Annotated in this window: 12 protein-coding genes; 8 read left to right on the forward strand and 4 right to left on the reverse strand. The window is 37.4% G+C overall.

Features of this window, described 5'->3' with window-relative positions; translation table 11 throughout:
* Nucleotides 1–27: 27 nt before the first annotated feature.
* Entirely contained in the window at nt 28–330 is a 303-nt protein-coding gene (locus tag SVZ03_08710) for a transposase (protein ID MDY6934286.1), read from the reverse strand.
* 112 nt (nt 331–442) lie between these two features.
* On the opposite strand from SVZ03_08710, the gene SVZ03_08715 reads away from it, so the two are divergent.
* Together SVZ03_08715 and SVZ03_08720 are read left to right on the forward strand one after the other, a co-directional pair.
* Nucleotides 443–604: a hypothetical protein gene (locus SVZ03_08715; protein MDY6934287.1), complete on the forward strand. Its 162-nt coding sequence runs from the start codon at nt 443–445 to the stop codon at nt 602–604.
* A gap of 592 nt (nt 605–1,196) precedes the next feature.
* A complete protein-coding gene (locus SVZ03_08720) occupies nt 1,197–2,594 on the forward strand; it encodes a sialidase family protein (GenBank protein MDY6934288.1) in 1,398 nt (465 codons plus the stop codon).
* A 274-nt stretch (nt 2,595–2,868) separates the two neighbouring features.
* Here SVZ03_08720 and SVZ03_08725 read toward each other — a convergent pair whose 3' ends face one another.
* On the reverse strand, nt 2,869–6,384 hold the full coding sequence (locus SVZ03_08725; protein ID MDY6934289.1) for an Ig-like domain-containing protein: 3,516 nt from the start codon (nt 6,382–6,384) through the stop codon (nt 2,869–2,871).
* A gap of 804 nt (nt 6,385–7,188) precedes the next feature.
* On the opposite strand from SVZ03_08725, the gene SVZ03_08730 reads away from it, so the two are divergent.
* Nucleotides 7,189–9,207 (forward strand): cyclic nucleotide-binding domain-containing protein, encoded by a 2,019-nt coding sequence (locus SVZ03_08730; GenBank protein MDY6934290.1) that lies wholly within the window; start codon nt 7,189–7,191, stop codon nt 9,205–9,207.
* A 193-nt stretch (nt 9,208–9,400) separates the two neighbouring features.
* Here the strand turns inward: SVZ03_08730 and SVZ03_08735 are convergent, their stop codons facing one another.
* Complete coding sequence (locus SVZ03_08735) at nt 9,401–11,020, reverse strand: hypothetical protein (GenBank protein MDY6934291.1); 1,620 nt, start codon at nt 11,018–11,020, stop codon at nt 9,401–9,403.
* Between the two features lie 398 nt (nt 11,021–11,418).
* Here SVZ03_08735 and SVZ03_08740 point away from each other — a divergent pair, with 398 nt between their 5' ends.
* From SVZ03_08740 to SVZ03_08755, 4 genes are all read left to right on the forward strand, one after another.
* Nucleotides 11,419–13,428, forward strand: coding sequence for an FAD-dependent oxidoreductase (locus SVZ03_08740; GenBank protein ID MDY6934292.1), 2,010 nt, complete (start codon nt 11,419–11,421; stop codon nt 13,426–13,428).
* A gap of 395 nt (nt 13,429–13,823) precedes the next feature.
* Nucleotides 13,824–14,963, forward strand: a complete 1,140-nt coding sequence (locus SVZ03_08745) for an acyl-CoA dehydrogenase family protein (protein MDY6934293.1) — start codon at nt 13,824–13,826, stop codon at nt 14,961–14,963.
* A gap of 15 nt (nt 14,964–14,978) precedes the next feature.
* Nucleotides 14,979–15,779 carry an electron transfer flavoprotein subunit beta/FixA family protein gene (locus SVZ03_08750; GenBank protein MDY6934294.1) on the forward strand — a complete coding sequence of 267 codons (801 nt, stop codon included), beginning with the start codon at nt 14,979–14,981 and terminating at the stop codon, nt 15,777–15,779.
* Between the two features lie 9 nt (nt 15,780–15,788).
* The gene (locus SVZ03_08755; protein MDY6934295.1) at nt 15,789–16,961 is read left to right on the forward strand and encodes an electron transfer flavoprotein subunit alpha; all 1,173 of its coding nucleotides are present in this window, start codon (nt 15,789–15,791) and stop codon (nt 16,959–16,961) included.
* A 195-nt stretch (nt 16,962–17,156) separates the two neighbouring features.
* Here the strand turns inward: SVZ03_08755 and SVZ03_08760 are convergent, their stop codons facing one another.
* Nucleotides 17,157–17,798: a histidine phosphatase family protein gene (locus SVZ03_08760; protein MDY6934296.1), complete on the reverse strand. Its 642-nt coding sequence runs from the start codon at nt 17,796–17,798 to the stop codon at nt 17,157–17,159.
* A gap of 286 nt (nt 17,799–18,084) precedes the next feature.
* On the opposite strand from SVZ03_08760, the gene SVZ03_08765 reads away from it, so the two are divergent.
* On the forward strand, nt 18,085–18,312 hold the full coding sequence (locus tag SVZ03_08765; GenBank protein ID MDY6934297.1) for a hypothetical protein: 228 nt from the start codon (nt 18,085–18,087) through the stop codon (nt 18,310–18,312).
* Nucleotides 18,313–18,382: the final 70 nt, after the last annotated feature.

The raw sequence follows: 18,382 nt of genomic DNA on the forward strand, positions 1-18,382 counted from the left end.
TCACCGGAAACTTGCCGCTATGTTTTCTCATGAATTTGTACCTCGCTTCTCGGTCTTTGAGAAAATGGCCACTGCTTTTTTTAATATATCACGCTCCAGTTTTACATCTGCTAATTCCTTCTTCAGCCTATATAATTCCTCATCCCGAGGAATACCTCTACCAGGAAATGCTTTCCCATTATTATCCCTTAATTCTCTTCTCCATCTTGATAAAAGATCAGGCCTTATCCCTAAATCTTTAGATATCTCACTAATTGTTTTACCGCTTCTCTCCAGTAACTCTACTGAATCGATCTTAAATTGTTTGTCAAATTTTCTTCTTGATTTCATTGACTCCTCCGTTAAGCTTATTATCGTTTCTTTTGCTTAACTTCATGTCCTCTTTTTCGGGCAAGGCCAGCTCTTGCAAAAGAGTTAAAACATTAGTAAGAGCCTTACTTATATGAACAAAATAAAAATATGTGTAAATATCAATACATCAATAGGAATTAGTCAACCAAAACTTGACAAAGCAATTAAAGAGATTCGTGAAGCATTGCTCGAAATAGGTCAAAAATTATTCCAGGCGTTAATAGCTGAACTAAATAAAACCGTAGTTGAATAGATGAGATCGAAAACGATCATGATATACTGCAAGAGACGCAAAACCAAGAACGGATTCACGAAACGCAGATTTCGCAAACGGGTGTTTGTACCCGATTAGCAGACTGTTTTCTCATAGTATTGCGTGAGATGACTTGATTGACCTTTTGTAAATGTCAGATATTATTTAAACTATTAAAGCGAAGGCTTCTTCTTGCCCATATTTTACAGCGTCACATGAGACGCTGTAAATGTGGAATGTTAACTGTATAGTCTAAATATATACTTTTACAGGAAGCCTTATTTAATTGTTGATTATTCTTAAGAATATGATATCGTTACTCTTATAAATGAGTGTTTTTTGCATGGCTATTTTCAAAAAGGTGATCGGACTAATAGATTATATGTTAATGGAAAATTATGAGATAGCAGTGCAGCAAACCTTTTATGAGAAGGTAACAAATAAATTCAGGTGAAGTAAATAGACCTAGCACTCGTTTAAACGTTAGACGTAGATTTATTTATAATATCTGATCTTATGTCTGTTACAAGTATTTAAAAAATAATTTTTGTTGCATATAGGTTGTTATGAATAAGAACTCTACTCTAAAACTGTGGACGCTTCTTTTCACATTTTTTTTGTTAGTTCCGGATGCCAATCCAATAATAATAACGAAATAATCCCACCAGTTGATACAATAAAACCGATACTTAGTTCTGGAACTATCAAAGTCTCAACAATATCTGAAACCAATGTAAAATTGGAATGGGTCCCTGCTGCAGATGATCAAGCAACAGTTTTGCAATATTTAGCTTATTATTCCTATGCGAACAATATCAATTCAGTAACAGAAATTGAGCAGAATGGTATTCCTGTTGGAGAGTTTGAATCAGATATTACCAGCAAATCTATCAATATCTCTTTGGAGAGAACCTATTATTACAATGTGATAGTTAAAGATTCAGCAGGAAACAAAGCGTCCTATAATATGTCGGCTGATCAATGGACTACTTTCAAAGATTCTATAAGACTGGAAGTTGCTAATTTTGAAGAATACCACACACCTCAAAGACAGCAGTTAGCTATAATGGGATGGGAAGATGGGGTGCATATCAGCCGCGATGGTCTTCATCTTTATTGTACTTATATACCACTCGATTTTTTATCGGTAATATTAGCTGATCCGCCACTTATGCCGGAGGAGTTTGCTCCCTATAGGAGGGGTCCGTCATTTGGAATGGACTTTCAAACGAATCCACTTAGTGACTATGAATGGATACATTCCGACATTTTATACACAAATCGAGGTTCAACATCAGAACCATTTGAAAAATGGACATTATCAAATATGGCAAGGGCCTTTTACTCCGAGGAGGCTCCTTTTGCTCTATTCGATGGTAGTGGGATTGAAATAATGACCTTCACTTCAAATGACACACCAGATCCTTATAAGCAGGATATCAGAATAATCGAAGACACTGAATATAATCCGACAGGACTTGGCAGCAGCATCTCAGATTATGTGAATAGTGTAGCCTCTCATGAAGATAATCCTCACATCGAAAGGCTAAACTCATCGAACCTTGTTCTTTTTTTTGACAGCGAAGATAGACCAGGTGGTTACGGTTATCATGACATCTGGTATTCAACAAGCAGTGATAACGGTGATACATGGGCAGTGCCCGAAAATCTATCGTCTTTAAATACCGATGTGACAGATCATCAGCCTCATCTCTATAAGGATAATGCAGGGGATTGGTATCTCTATTTTAGCTTTTACCATACCGATGGAAAACTTGCGATATTCCGCGCAAAATTAATGGATAATAATAATTGGGACAGCTTTGGTCCAAGAGATTTAGTTATCAGCTCTGGCAACGCCGCTGGAATCGGTGATCCAACATTGACCAGCAATGGTGATATTTCCTTTGTAGTGGTATATGACAATCCTGAAGGCTCCTCAACGAATCGTTATGATGCAGATCCCTGGATACTTTTGAAAAAAATGTAAGCCTAATGTTAAATGTTAGAATAGTTTTATAATAGAGTTGTTGCAACACTCTCATTTTGTCCTTTGATAATAATTTTATAATTCACAAGCTACAAGAAATGTTTGATCTAAAAAATCATCACGTTTTATTCATGAAACATCCTACACTCTCCTCAAGTGTTTCATTCCGGCAAAAGCATTTTCAATTTTGACTCTAGTACGGCATATTCTTCGATTCTTCTCCTTCTGTTTCATAGTTAAATCTTTGTCCTTAGGCTTATTATTTGGTACATAATTATAAATTACCATTATTATCAACTTTGAGTATTAATATATCTTGGATTGTTGTACTACTGCTTTGGTCTACAGATCCACATACAATATACCCGCCTTCTATAGTCTGCTGAACTGATCGACCAAATGCACTACATTCTGGAATGCTATAGGTCGTTTGCCAATTCTGACTGCCATCGTCATTGAGTTTCAGCATCAAATACTCAAATTCTCCACTCAATGTTGAGTTTGTCTCTCCAACAGTTATATATCCTCCATCTGATGTCTGTTGAATCGAGTATGCTTTATCATAATTACTGTCTCCATAGATTCCTGTCCATTCATCAATCCCATCTCCATCAAGTTTTATTATCCAAACATCAAAATTAACGGCAGTAAAAGAATTTGTTCTTCCTGCAACGATGTATCCGTTATCAGGGGAGGTTTGTGCTATTGATTCAGCAAAGTCATTTGCATTACCACCATACACCTGACTCCATTGTTGAATGCCGATATCATTAAGTTTTATTATATAGAATTCAGCACCTCCACCTCCACTAGCCATAAAAGAAAAGGTATATCCAGCAACGATATATCCTTCATCAGAGGTCTGTTGAATTGAATTTGCATAATCACTGGTGTTGCCGCCATAGGTCTCTTCCCAGTTTTGACTACCATCAGAGTTGAGTTTTATTACCCACATATCATAATAAGTGGCACTAACATCATATTTTGAACCAGATACAACAAAACCTCCGTCAGAGGTTTGCTGAACTGATTTTGCATAGTCATTGCCAGTATCACCAAATGTTGGTGACCATTCAATAATACCATTTTCATTAAGTTTGATCACCCAGGAGTCCTGTCCTCCAGCGCCATAGGATTCAGTATATCCAGCAACAATGTAACCTCCATCAGAGGTTTGCTGAATAGATTCTGCAACGTCATCAGACGCTCCTCCATAGGTATAATCCCATTCAACAATACCATAAGGATCAAGCTTAAGTACCCAAAAGTCTTTTCCTCCAGCTCCATAAGATTCCGAATATCCAGCAACAATGTATCCACCATCAGAAGTTTGTTGAATTGAGTTTGCTACATCCCCATAGGTGCCACCATATGTAAGTTGCCATTTTATTATATCCGCAAGAAAATCCTGGGCGCTTACATCATCATTATCAACAATAACTATAATTTCTACAGGTAAAAAATCATAACCAGTTTTAGATGGAATTACTTGGTATGTTCCATTCATAATATCTCTGAAGGAATACTCGCCTGATGAGTTAGTTATTGTTTCCATTGTCACAGGGCCAGTAAGGGTTATTTCAACACCCTCCAATCCCGTTCCTTCAATTGAAACAGTGCCTGAAATTGATAGGGAATTTACATCATAAATCAAGTTCAGTGTCCCTACTGGATAACCAACTAGATCCTCACAGTCTATTGTTAATGTCTTCCCGATTCCCTCTGACCATTCAGTGGTTGGGTTTATGGTTAGCGTATCATTCATATAAATTTCAGTTGACCATACACCGCTATCGCATTCAGATGTCATCGTACCCCCGATTGTAAGACTATCTGAGTCCATGGATTCACTGAAGGAAATCACAATAGCTTGTGATGTATCAATAATAAGTGAACCACTAACAGGTGACACTGTAGCAGTCGGATTTCCTCCATCCACATCATAGGTCAAGTTTATTGTGGCGACTCCATTGCCAACTAGATCCTCACAGTCTATTGTTAATGTTCTTCCTAGCCCTTTTGACCATTCAGTAGTTGGGCTTATGGTTAGCGTTTGATCAATATCTGTCCATATACCAACACCCTCAGGTGCCATCGTGCCCCCAATTGAAAGAGAATCTACATCCATCGACTCGCTAAAGGTGATTATAATCGCATCAGATAGATTTATGATAGAACCACTATCTGGAGATGCTATTGCAGTCGGTGCGCCTGCATCAACATTATAGATTAAGTTTAAGGCTGCAACAGGATATCCTACCAGATCGTCACAGGATACTGTTAATGTCCTGCCTATCCCCTCTGTCCATACCGTACTTGGGTTAATGGTTAGGATTTTGTCATTATTTGTCCATACACTATTACACTCAGATGCCATCGTACCCCCAATTGAGAGAGAACCAATGTCCATTGATTCACTAAATGTGACCTCAATAACATCCGATACATCTATAATCGAACCACTCGGTGGCGAGCTCGTCGCAGTCGGTGCGCCTGCATCTACATTATATGTCAAATTTAAGGTTGCGACAGGCCTGCCAACAAGATCATCACAGGATATCATTAATGTCCTTCCCAACGCTTCTGCCCATTCAGTATCTGGGCTTATGGTTAGCGTATCGTTTATGTGGACCACAGATGACCATACTCCACCATCACTTTCAGATACTATAGTCCCTCCAATTGAGAGGGAATCTGTGTTCATCGATTCACTGAAGGTAATCACAACAGGTTGTAATATATCTATAATTGATCCACTTAAAGGCGACTCTGTTGCAGTTGGCGCACCTGCATCTACATCATAGGTCAAATTTAAATGTGGAAGTGAATACCCAACAAGATCATCACAGTCAATTATTAGCGTCCTGCCTATTCCCTCTGTCCATTTAACATTAGGTGTAATTATAAGCCGGTCGTTATCAAATATTCCATTTGACCATGTAATTAGATAATCATCCGATGATATATCTCCACTGATCAATAGAGATTTAGTGTCCATAGATTCGCTAAAGGTAATTATTATAACCTCCGATACATCAACAATAGAGCCCGTTGCAGGAGTTTCTGTCGCGCTTGGTACGCCAGCATCTATATCATATGTCAAATTAAATTGAGTAAGTGGGAACCCAACTAGATCATCACAGTCTATTATTAGTGTTTTCCCAAGTCCCTGTGTCCATTCAGGATCAGGCGTGATCGTTAACCTATCATTAGTGGATGATCTGTTTGACCATGAGACTAAATAATCATCTGCTGACATATCTCCGCTGATTGAAAGAGAACTATTGCTCATCGATTCGCTAAAGTTAATCTCAATAGTTTGTGTTGTCCCAATTAGTAGATCTGCCGGCATCACATCAATTACAGTCGGTGAGCCTGCATCAACATTATAGGTAAGATTTAATGTTTCATTTAATGGATTTGCGGCGAGATCGGAACACCTGATGATTAAAGTCCTTCCTATCCCCTCTGACCATGCGCTATTTGGGCTTATGGTTAAGGTATCGTTCTCATAAGTCGCAGATGACCATGTTCCACCATCGCTCTCTGATGCCAAATCTCCGTCTAATTCGAGTTTGTTTATATCCGCTGATTCATTGAGTGTAATAATAATTTTTTGGTTGCAACCAATAGTTGTTCCACTCTCAGGTGAAATGGAAACAGTTGGTGGAATAGTGTCTAGTGGTGGAATAAATTGAAAGCTGCCGTTATCATCGCTACATTTTATTACACACCCAATCATAATAAAAATAACAAAATAAAACAATGGTATTTTATGGTATTTAATCATTTAAGCACTCCTTGAGACAATTTTTATTGTACTTAAACTAAAAATGAAAGCCAGAGTTAATTCCCATTGAATAGCGTGCTTTGCAAAACATTAATTGTATAGATTTTAGAGGATATATTATCCTTGCCTCAAATAAATATATACTACTCGATATTTGTTGCACAGGTTAAGGATTGTATATAGTTGGTAAAACATCAGTTCAGCAAAGATATCGTTATATCCTTTCCCGTGATGTATCAAACTAATTAAAAATTTTGTTCTATTAAACTAGGATAATAATTAATAAAATAAAATATTAACCAATTATCTTATAACAATGGTATGTCATCCCTTGAATATGTGTTTTCCCCTTTAATAGGATTTGATTTATGTATGTTATTGAATACATAATTATGCTATTAGCAATAGTATTAGTAATAGTAATAGTAATAGTAATAGTAATAGTAATAGTAATAGTAATAGTAATAGTATAATATAATATAAGAGGTGCAGCATGTAAAAATCTAAACACTTTAAAGTGTAAATGGTGTGTTTGTCAATAAAAATTTTTATATTATATAGTAACAAAAAGGATATATTTAGCAAGTAATAATTTTTGAAGTATGTGAATTGTCTAATAATCAATAGGTAAAATATATTTGCTTTTTACAGAAAAAAGATGATTATAATATATTGAAATATGTAATAATGATTATTAGATATAGTCTTTACTTTACAATTGTTTGATGTAATAATAAGAGCAAAGAGTTTAAATATATCTATGTTTCACGTAAAACACTATATTCAGTTATCAGGTAATTTTTTATGTTAATGAGCAAAATCCTTTTAGCGTTAATTCCTATACCATTATTCTATCTGATCTACCTTCGCTATTTTATTTATAAACCGGAATATGTTAAACATCTTGAATCATTCCTCTATGGTGTAGCGCTTGCTCTTCTATTAAAATTAGGTACACCATTTATATACTCACTGTTCCCCTTTACGGATTTGGCTTTGGATGGATTTCTTAAAGCAGCCTTAATTGAAAAAATCGGAGCCTTCTGTCTTATATATCTTGTACATCGGTATTATCCAAATTTTAGTATTATGGAATCTGTAGTTTCTGCTATGATGTTAGGAATCGGATTTTCATTGGTTGAGAATGTATTTTATGCAATTAATTTCGGTTCTTCTATAATAATATTGAGATTGATTGTATCAGTTCCTGTACATCTTACAACTTGCGGATTTATCGGCTATTATCTTGGTCTTAGACGATTGAGTGAGACGCCTGTATATAGAAAACAGTATATTGCTAAAGCGTTATTGATACCAATTCTCCTACATGGCATTTTTGATACGAGTCTAATCGTTGGTGGCAAAATGATCTATTTTGTCTGTCCCTTTTTGATCATCTTTGTCCTGATATTGGAGGTTATGATAGCTCGTATACATACGATTTTTCCAATGGATGTGCTGGATGCTATGAACCTCCGTTTTGAGGATTGGCTAACAATTGATAGACAACCACATTTTGAAAGATGGATACTGAATTCCATGGGTACTCAGAATACAATAAGTATCCCTTTTTTTAGATGGAAACGAGAAGCATTCACATGGGTAATGATGTTCTTCTTTATAACTGTTGCAGTAGTTATGCTATTATTTCAGGATAGTATTATGCAATTTTTGAGCTTATCGCTAAAACAAGATGAGCAATTTATTATCATGGGATTATTCCCCACTTCCATCGGTTTAATTCTGCTGCTTGTTGGAGCAATTAATCCACAATTTTTTGAGGAGAGTGTTATACGCATACCAGTTATCTCTGATGTTGTTCTTTATAATGATACAAATCATCATATGGAAGAGACCTTTGTTACCTTTGATATTACAGCCGCGAACTGTTTCCTGAGAACCTCTGAGCCACTTGGACTTGGAACTGAGTTTAATCTATTATTTGAATGCGCCTCCTTTGTATCACCAGAGGCAAGAGGCACAGTTGTCTGGGAGAACTTTACAAATGATCAGGCTCCAAAGGGCTCATTAATAAGGCTTACATGCCTCCCGAAGGGTTTTATTACTTTTTTAGCAAGATACTATATATTCAGGTTTACAAAAGGTATCGCATTCAATCTGAAGATGCCAGGATTTGAGGTGATACGCAAATTTTTTATGAGACCCATTACAACAATGCAAAATGAAAAATCATTAAAATCGAATACTATAATATATAAAGAAGAAGAAAAGGGGAATAAATTCTATTTGATTAAAAAGGGTAGAGTGCTATTCTATAAAAAAAAGAAATCTGGAGATATAATAGTAATGGATACAGCAGAGGTAGGTGAGATTTTTGGCGAAATGTCAGTGCTTGGGAATTATCCTAGGTCAGAAACCGCAGTCTGTGGAACAGATTGCCTTTTAGCAGTAGCAGAAAGGGATAATTTAGATGCCCTTATTAGGAATAATCCGGATTTTGCTCTCTCATTAATAAAAAAATTAGCGGATCGTGTAAACATGTCTGAAAAGGTTTTATCTGAAAACATATTTACTCTGGAAAGACAGAGGAGGGAGAGTCAACAGTTGTTTCATGTTGCCATGTTATTTATACTCACTGGGCTTGGTTACAACCCTGAAGGTGATAATATTAACTTAAAACTAGACCTTGCTAAAATAGCAGGGATTATTAGAAATATTGATGATGAGGTTGCTTCCGAAATTATCAACCTTGTAATGAGAAAACAGAGTAGTCTATTTGATGGAATGAATGATATTAGTGATGAAATATTTCAAGAACTTGAGATAATTTCTTCAAGATTTGATGTTGATATAAATTTTTAAATAATATGCATATCGAACCTAATACTAATATGTAGAGCACATCAGTCATGTGTCAAAATATCGACATCAATAACATCCCTTAGATGATAAAAGGCATTAGTATAGTAAAGCAATAACCCGCTTATCTTAGCGGGTTATTGCTTTACTGCCTTTATATAAAGATTGAGATTAGTCTTCAGTAATCGAGAAAATTCTACTCCTTCACTCTCTTCTTATTCCACATGAATATACTGCCGAGTGTAATGAGTACTATCAACAATATCCCAGTTATGAGACCTCTGTTCCCCTTAACAGTTGCAATAAGGTATGCCGCTAGCGCTGATCTCTCTGAATCATCTATACGTTTTAGCTTTATCTTCTTAATCTGAATGTTGGTATCATATTTATTAGGTACCCACATATCATTAGTCCATATCAGAGAAACATCAATATCCCCTCCTGTGAGATCAAGAATAGCATTGCCTTTCTTAAATTTCTTCTCATTAGCTGGGATTGAGATTGTGGCTCCAACTCCATCCGCCTCCACATCAACCTTAAAATCAGTATAATCAGGAGAAAGTTTGCCATAGTTCTTCGCAGTTAGTATTATTCTATATTTCCCTGATTTCATGTCGCTAAAGGAGAATCCGATGAGTTGGTTAGCCCAATAGGTGCGCACTGTATTTTTATCCCAGAACCATCTTCCCTCGATAAAGCTATACTGATTTGCATTTCTCACTAGACTCTTTCGTGACTTATTGTATGCCTTTGCATATTTTATCCTCACCTTTTTAATCTGAATATTAGCATCATATTTCTCCTTAACATAGTAGTCATTCGACCATAGAAGGTTCAGGTCAGTGTCGCCCTCATCCAGATATACAAACATCTTATCTCGATGATAGCGATTATCAGATGCCATGATATTCATCCCGCCAACCTGCTTGCCATTGGTTTCATTCCATACTGTTATATTAAAGTGGCTATATTTTTCGGAAAGTGGTCCTTTTATATTTTTAGCAACCATAACAATTTTATACCATCCTGCCCTTTGGTTGTCCCTGATACGCAGAAAGAGATTCTCATTGGACCAGAAGGTGTGTATACCCTTTTGATGTTTTCCATAACCAATAACAAGTCTGGATTTTTTTATTAAGCTTCTATACTTCTTTATCTCATCTTTTATTGCCGCTACATCAACTCCAGACTCCTTTTTCCGGACTTTTAGATCCTTTATTTGAGATCTATATTTTTTTATTAAAGCTATATGTTTTGTATAGGTCTCATCATCAACCAGTTTCTGTTTTGGGGATTTATACCATCTGCCTGACGATGAATCAAGTGTTACAGTAGGTTCAGCAATCTCAGGGGTTGGGGTATCTGTAGTATCATCTCCCTTTTCACTCTCATCATCTGTTTGAGCAACATCCGTGGTATCTCCTGAATCCTCGCCTTCGCCATCGTCAGTCACTTCCGTGCCTTCGCCCGAGTCCTCTTCATCAGTATCATCCTTCGTCTCATCATCACCTGATGCGCTGTCAGTGGATTCATCAGAGTCCTTAATCTCATCACCTTCGCCATCCTTCTGTTCGTCACTTATTTCAGATTCATCTGCTTCATCTTCAGTTGTGAAGAGATCTTCCTCATCCTGGTCAACCGATGAAACATCCTGTAGATCATTATTTTCAACAATTGCGTCGTCAATGGTGATGTCTTCTGAAGTATTTTCCGGTCCCCCTTTGCCAACATTAACATAATCTGAATCTTCAGAACCGCAGTATAATCCGATAAACAACACCATTGTGATAATAGAAAAAACTTTCGCAAATCTCATCTGTTGCTACCTCCTGTAACAGAAATATTTTAGGAATCATTCCCTATAACCTTAAGATTATATGGTATAATTTTCGGAAAGGCAAATAAAAATATGTATAAATGAGAATTTTTCATTTATGCTTTAAATTATTTCTTTGGTAAATAATTCATAGTCAAAACAGGTAATCGCGACTAACGATATAGTGCCTGGAGTTGTTATTTTATACACTTAGAATCTATTCCTGTTAGGAAGGGAAATGAAGATAGTATGTTGAATTTTTTACTCTACATTGTATTTAATGTATGCTGAACTCAATTTATATCTATTGATTTACAATCATTTTTGTCTTGATTTTTTAAGGTGAGTTTGTTGAGGGTATTATTGTAGATGTTACTATTAATGAATGGGGGTTTAAGATGAAATTAGACATGCTCTTTTCACCAATAAAAATAAGAAACATGGAAGTAAAGAATAGAATTGTGATGCCAGCAATGGGCACTTTTTATACTCTTGATGGAACAATAACCGAGAGATTTCAGCAGTATTACCTACGGCGTGCTAGGGGTGGCGTGGGTTTGATGATTGTCGGACCAATGGCGATGGATAAGGCAGGTGGAGGTCCCTTTATGATTGGTATTGAAGAAGATAGGTTCGTTCCTTCAATGACAAAATTTATAGAGGAATTACACCAGGTTAGCGATCTGAAGGTTGCAGCTCAGCTTTACCAAGCCGGTAGGTATGCATACTCCTTTGTTACAGGGATGCCATCATTGTCAGCTTCGGCTATACCATCAAAGCTTACAAAGGAGACTCCCCGAGAGATGACGCAGGAAGATATTAGTGATACTATCAATAATTACATAGCTTCAGCAAAAAGGGTAAAAGAATCAGGATTTGATGCAGTGGAAATATTGGCTTGTACTGGTTACCTCATCTGTCAGTTCCTATCCCCGATAACCAACAATCGTACAGATAAGTATGGCGGTTCCCTTGAAAATAGGATGCGCTTTCCACTGGAGATAATATCCGCAGTAAGAGGTGCAATTGGCAATGATTTTCCAGTGATAGCCAGGGTCGCAGGGAATGATTTTATGCCAGGATCCTTGACAAACAAGGAAGCAAGAGTTGTTTGTAAGGAATTCCAAAATGCCGGGATTGATGCAATTAATGTCACAGGCGGTTGGCATGAAACACGAGTCCCACAACTTACGAGCAATGTCCCAAGGGGAGCATTTGTCTACCTTGCTCAGGGAATAAAGGAAGCTGTATCTATACCTGTATTCGCATCCAATCGATTAGGCGATCCATTTCTAGCGGATAAAACAATCCGTCAGGGATCTGCTGATATGATCTGCTGGGGAAGACCTCTTTTGGCTGATCCTGATATCCCCAACAAATCCAGAGAAGGTCGATTTAACGAGATAATTCATTGTATAAGCTGCAATCAAGCGTGTTTTGACAATATATTCTCAGGTAAACCTGTATCATGCATGGTAAATCCATGTGTTGGTAGGGAAGGGGAGGAAGAATATAATCCCAAACCGGCTGAAAAGATTAAAAGAGTTTTAGTAATTGGTGGAGGCCCCTCTGGTATGAAGGCTGCTGTAACAGCAGCAAATAGGGGTCATAATGTACATCTTTGGGAGAGATCAACTCAATTGGGAGGACAGATTAACATCGCTTCACTACCCCTTGGGAAACGTGAGTTTGCCAATGTTGTAAAAGATTTAAGTAGTCAACTTCAGCTTTCCGGTGTTGAGACTATGTTGGAGACAGAAGCAACAGCGGAGCGGATCAAGAAAGAAAATTTTGATGTAGTAATAGTTGCAACAGGGGCAGTTCAGGTTAAACCCTCTATTCCAGGTATGGATAAGCCGCATGTCATTGGTGCCTGGGAAGCCCTGGCTGATCCGATTAGGACCAACCACCATGTTGTTGTTATTGGTGGTAATGGAACTGGGCTTGAAACAGCCCTTGAGATTGCCAAGGTAGGGACAATTGAGCCTGAAATTGTAGCTTTTCTCCTTGAGAATGAGGGTGAGGACTTGAACGCTCTTTCAGAGGCACTTACACATGGGACACGCGAGGTTACAGTCATAGAGATGCTTTCAAAAATGGGTGCAGACATTGGAAGGACATTTCGATGGTCACTTATTCAAGATTTAAGGAGACATGGGATTGCCATGATGTCCGACTCAAAGGTAATTGCAATAGAGGACGATCATGTAATGGTAGATACTGAGGAAGGACAAAAAAATATTTTAGCCAATACTGTTGTAATAGCTACTGGAGTAAAACCTCTAAACCAATTATACGATGATATCAAGGACATAGCAGAAGAAGTATATCTAATAGGAGATGCTAAATCACCGCGTAAAATCCTTGATGCTATTGTTGAAGGGTACGAGGTGGGACTGAATATTTAGTCCTTTTATGAGATTGTATATTTATGTAAAAGTGAAACATTGAAAAAAAATTAAAAAATTGCAACCTTTCAATGTTTAATTATGTCAATAAATAACGTACTGATTGTTTTTTTTTGATAAAAATATCACAATAAAGTTTTAACCAATCAATCCCCCACAATATAGATTGAGAATGCGCTCATTTCTCTTCTAAAATGTTATCTTCAATTGTGAAATTATGCTAACACACTTTTAAAGATGATACAAATGATCATATAAATGATGAATAAATACAACGTTAATATAATTATAGCTTCTTCAAGGTAGGTGGATCGTGCCTTTACTATTGATATGGTATAAATTATCGCATATGATGTATCTGCATAGCGCTTGAATTTCTTTTAGTAACAACCAATATGGATTTTGAACTTACAAAAAAGCAAAGATTGGCAAGAAAAATAGCCCGTGAATTTGCAGAAAATGAGCTTGCACCAACCGCGGAAGTCCGTGACGAAAAGATGGAATTTCCCAGGGATGCTATTAAGGAGATGGCCAAACTCGGTTTTTTAGGAATCAGTATACCTAAGGAATATGGTGGGTGTGAACTCGATAGCATAAGCTATGTGTTGATAATTGAAGAGATTGCAAAGGCCTGCGCTTCAACCGCAATTATTGTTTCTGTACATAATTCAGTGTGTGCATACCCTATATTAGTACTGGGAACGGATGAACAGAAGATGAAGTACCTTCCAGAGCTTACAAGCGGGAGGATGCTTGGAGCCTTTGCCCTTACAGAACCCAATGCTGGATCTGATGCAGCCTCAATCGAGACTACAGCGGAGTTCAAGGGTGATCACTATCTGCTTAATGGCACCAAAAACTTTATAACCAATGGAGAGTCGTCTGATATAGTTATTGTTATGGCATCAACTGATCGTTCAAAGCGAGGGAAGGGGATTACTTCCTTCATTATTGAGAAGGGCTTTAGCGGATTGAAGGTAGGGAAAAAGGAGAACAAGATTGGTCTAAGATCATCAGATACTTGTGGATTAGTCTTTGAAGACTGTATGGTGCCAGTGGAGAATGTTCTTGGTACTGTTGGAGAAGGGTTACAAACAGCGCTCAGCACATTGACCTTTGGCAGGGTTGGGGTTGCTGCACAGGCGTTAGGTGTTGCTGGATGTTCGATGAAGGAATGTATTAAGTATGCTAAATCTAGAAAGCAGTTTGGGAGACCGATTGGAGATTTTCAAGCAATCCAGTGGATGATTGCTGATATGGCTACAGAGATTGAAGCGGCAAGATATCTAATTTTTAAAGCAGCAATGCTGAAAGACCAAGGGGAATCCTTTGCATTAGAGGGACCCATGGCAAAGCTGTATGCCACAGAGGTCGCAATGCGAATCGCCACAAAAGCTATTCAGGTTCATGGCGGTTATGGATGTATAAAGGGGCATAGGGTTGAGCGTTGTTTTCGAGATGCTAAAATATTGGAAATATATGAAGGCACCTCAGAGATTCAGCGCCTGATTATAGCCAGAAATGTTATTAGATAATAGAATAGGCCATCAGTGAAGGAATTAAATATAATAGTTACGATTAAACAGGTTCAGGACGCGAGCAAGATCAAGATCGATCCTAAAACAAATTCCCTGATTAGAGAAGGTGTTCCAAGTTTTATCAATCCGGAGGACTTGAATGCTGTTGAGGCAGCGCTATGCCTCAGGGAAAAGCATGGTGCTAGGATTACTGTCTTGACAATGGGGCCTTCTCAGGCGGAGGAAGCCCTGGAAGAGGTTATAGCAATGGGAGCTGATAGAGGGATTCTCCTTACCGATAGGGCCTTCGCTGGATCAGATACACTAATTACTGCATTTGCCATATCTAGAGCAATAATGAAGATGAAGGATTTCGATCTTATCCTATGTGGACGACAGGCAATAGATGGAGATACAGCTCAGGTTGGTCCTCAAATTGCGGGTTTTCTTGATCTACCTCAGGCTACCTATGCTTCAGAAATTACACTTGATGATGATCACTTTATTGTCAAAAGAGAACTTGAAGATTGCGCTGAATTAATTAGACTAAGATATCCCGCCCTTATTACTGTCACTACAGAGATTAATCGACCAAGATATCCAGCATTAAATAATATAGGAATTGCCTGTGATGGCAGCAGAATCAGTCAATGGTCAATTGCAGATCTACAAATACCGCAGTCCATGCTAGGTTTGAACGCATCTCCTACCATTGTTAGGGATATATTTGAGCCAGACAGGAATAAAAAATGCGAATTTATCTCAGGTAATGAAACAGAGATGGTAAACGATCTTTTAGATAAATTAAGAGAGTTGAATTTTATTCAAAACTGAGGGAATGGTATGATTGTTTTTAAAACTGAAAAATGCAAGGGGTGTATGCAATGTGTTAATGCATGTCTTTTTGAAGGCATAAAAGTTGATAATAGGTTTCCTGTTTTAACAGATCGCTGTACAGGATGTGAGGCCTGTATAAATTTTTGTGATGAGGATGCTATTGTAATAACAGGGGAGAAGACTAAGAGAAAACATGATATTGATTCATATAGTGGTATTTGGGTGATTGCCGAACAGAGGGATGGAAATATTCACAATGTGACTCTCGAATTATTAGGTAAGGCTCAAGAACTTGCAAAAACCCGTAAATCAGAGGTATCGGCTGTCATAATTGGCAATGAGTTAAATGGTGCTGTGGATAAATTAATAGAGCATGGGGCTGATAGGGTCTATATTTCCAATGCGCCCTTTCTCGCTCACTACAGGACAACCCCATATGTGCGAGTAATTTCTGATCTTATAAAAAAACATAAGCCTGAGGTTGTGCTATTAGGAGCCACCTCAATTGGTCGTGATCTGGCTCCAAGACTTGCGAGCAATGTTAGAACGGGTCTTACTGCAGACTGTACCGGATTGAAAATATCTTCAGATGGTAGGCTTTTTCAGACCAAACCAGCTTTTGGCGGAAACATAATGGCTACAATTGTCACACCCGAGCATCGTCCACAGATGTCAACTGTCCGACCTGGTGTGATGCGTTCAGCCATCTTAGCGGGAAGAAGGGGAGAGGTAGTAAATGTAGAAGCTAAAAGGCATACAACAGATGATTTCGTAAGAATTATTCATACTATACGGAAAAAAAAGGGCAAGGTTGATCTCGAAAAGGCTAAGATAATTGTATCAGGGGGTCGCGGACTGGAAGCACCCTCTAATTTTTCAATGCTGAATGAATTAGCGAATATCCTTTCAGGTGAGGTCGGGGCATCAAGGGGAGCCATAGAAGAGGGTTGGGTGCCAGAATCTTATCAGATTGGTCAGACTGGGAAGACCGTTCGCCCAAAATTGTATATTGCATGTGGAATCTCAGGTGCTATCCAGCATCTTGCTGGTATGGAAAACTCTGATTTTATAATTGCAATCAACAAAGACCCCAATGCTCCAATTTTCAAGACTGCAGATCTCGCCCTTGTGGGGGACATCAAACGCATAATTCCAGAGCTTATTTCACGGCTTAGTTGAGATCTGTTACCATTAAATGGATTAACTTATTATATCCAATGAGAATGATAGTATTATTTCTAAATGATTTAATTTTGCTTTCTACATAAATATCAAATTAAAATGAAAATTACGAATAGTGATGTGTTCAATTGTCTTCAATTCATCATATTATACAAAGCCTTGGTAATAAAATCATGATTCAATTAATAATTTTCAAAAATCATCATGCAACAGATCAACCCCTTCCTTTCTTAGATGGGAGGTATTGTTGATAGCCCTTATGGTAAAGCCATTTGAGGTATATTCGATTTCATTAATACAGCAATTCCCTTGAATTATAAAAGGGAATCTTTCAAGACTAAGACCCAAAGCCCCAATAATTAGTAATTTGGTAATTACACGATGAGAGAATAGAGCCACTCTCATCCCATTATGTTGATTGCATATCTCTTCCATTGCGTCAAAGGCCCTATGGAATACTTCTTGTATAGTGGTTCCACCCGGAGGTCGAGCAATATGCGACTGGAGGTTCCATGTGGCATATTCTTCAGACCACTCTTGTGCCACCTCATCAGCTTCTTTACCCGTCCATTTCCCATAATCCATATCAAGTAAACCATTATGAGATAATGCATCAATCTCATGTGGCCTAAGTACAATTTCTGCGGTTTCAACAGCTCGGGTAAGTGGGCTAGTGTAAGCGGCATCAATTGCATATGACCTCATCGCTTCGGCTGTTAGTCTCGCTTGATGACGACCATTATCATTCAAAGGTATATCGTACAAACCCCTAAAGATCTTGTCGCGGTTCCATTTAGTCTCGCCATGTCGAATAAGAATTATTGAAGTCGACAAATAGATATCTCCTCAGTATATTATACTATATATTTTACATGAATGGTGTCATAGCGCTATAAAATATTGATCTGAAAAATATTACCCTGATGACTGGTTTCTAATCGATAAGCCTGCATCTATGTTATAACGTAACTTATAAAACAACAAATCAGTACAATAGTAAAAGACTTTTTTTGGTGAGATTGTAGGTTTTCTTGATTTATAGAAAAATGCTTCGCATTTTTATTGACTTTATCTAAAACTTCGTGTTGTTTGATTTAACATTAATTTGGGAAAAAATAGAATGCCTTTTCTACAAAAAGCATCAATAGTCATACTATTATATATAATAACTTTTTTTTCAATATTTCAATACCAGATTATTTTAGCCGAGTATAAACCTGCTGAAAAGGATCTAAACAACGAAATTCGTCAACTTAATGAAAAATTAAAAGCCAATAATGAGGAGATTAACAAGCTCAATGATATACTTGAGGATTACAAAAAAATAATTGATATAAAAATAATATAGTCGTAGATTCTGAAGAACTTTCGAATAACCAGCTTGATGATCATTTAGTATCTGATATAAATTCGATCCA

Source organism: Spirochaetota bacterium, from assembly GCA_034190085.1.
Classification (GTDB): Bacteria; Spirochaetota; UBA4802; order UBA4802; family JAFGDQ01; genus JAXHTS01.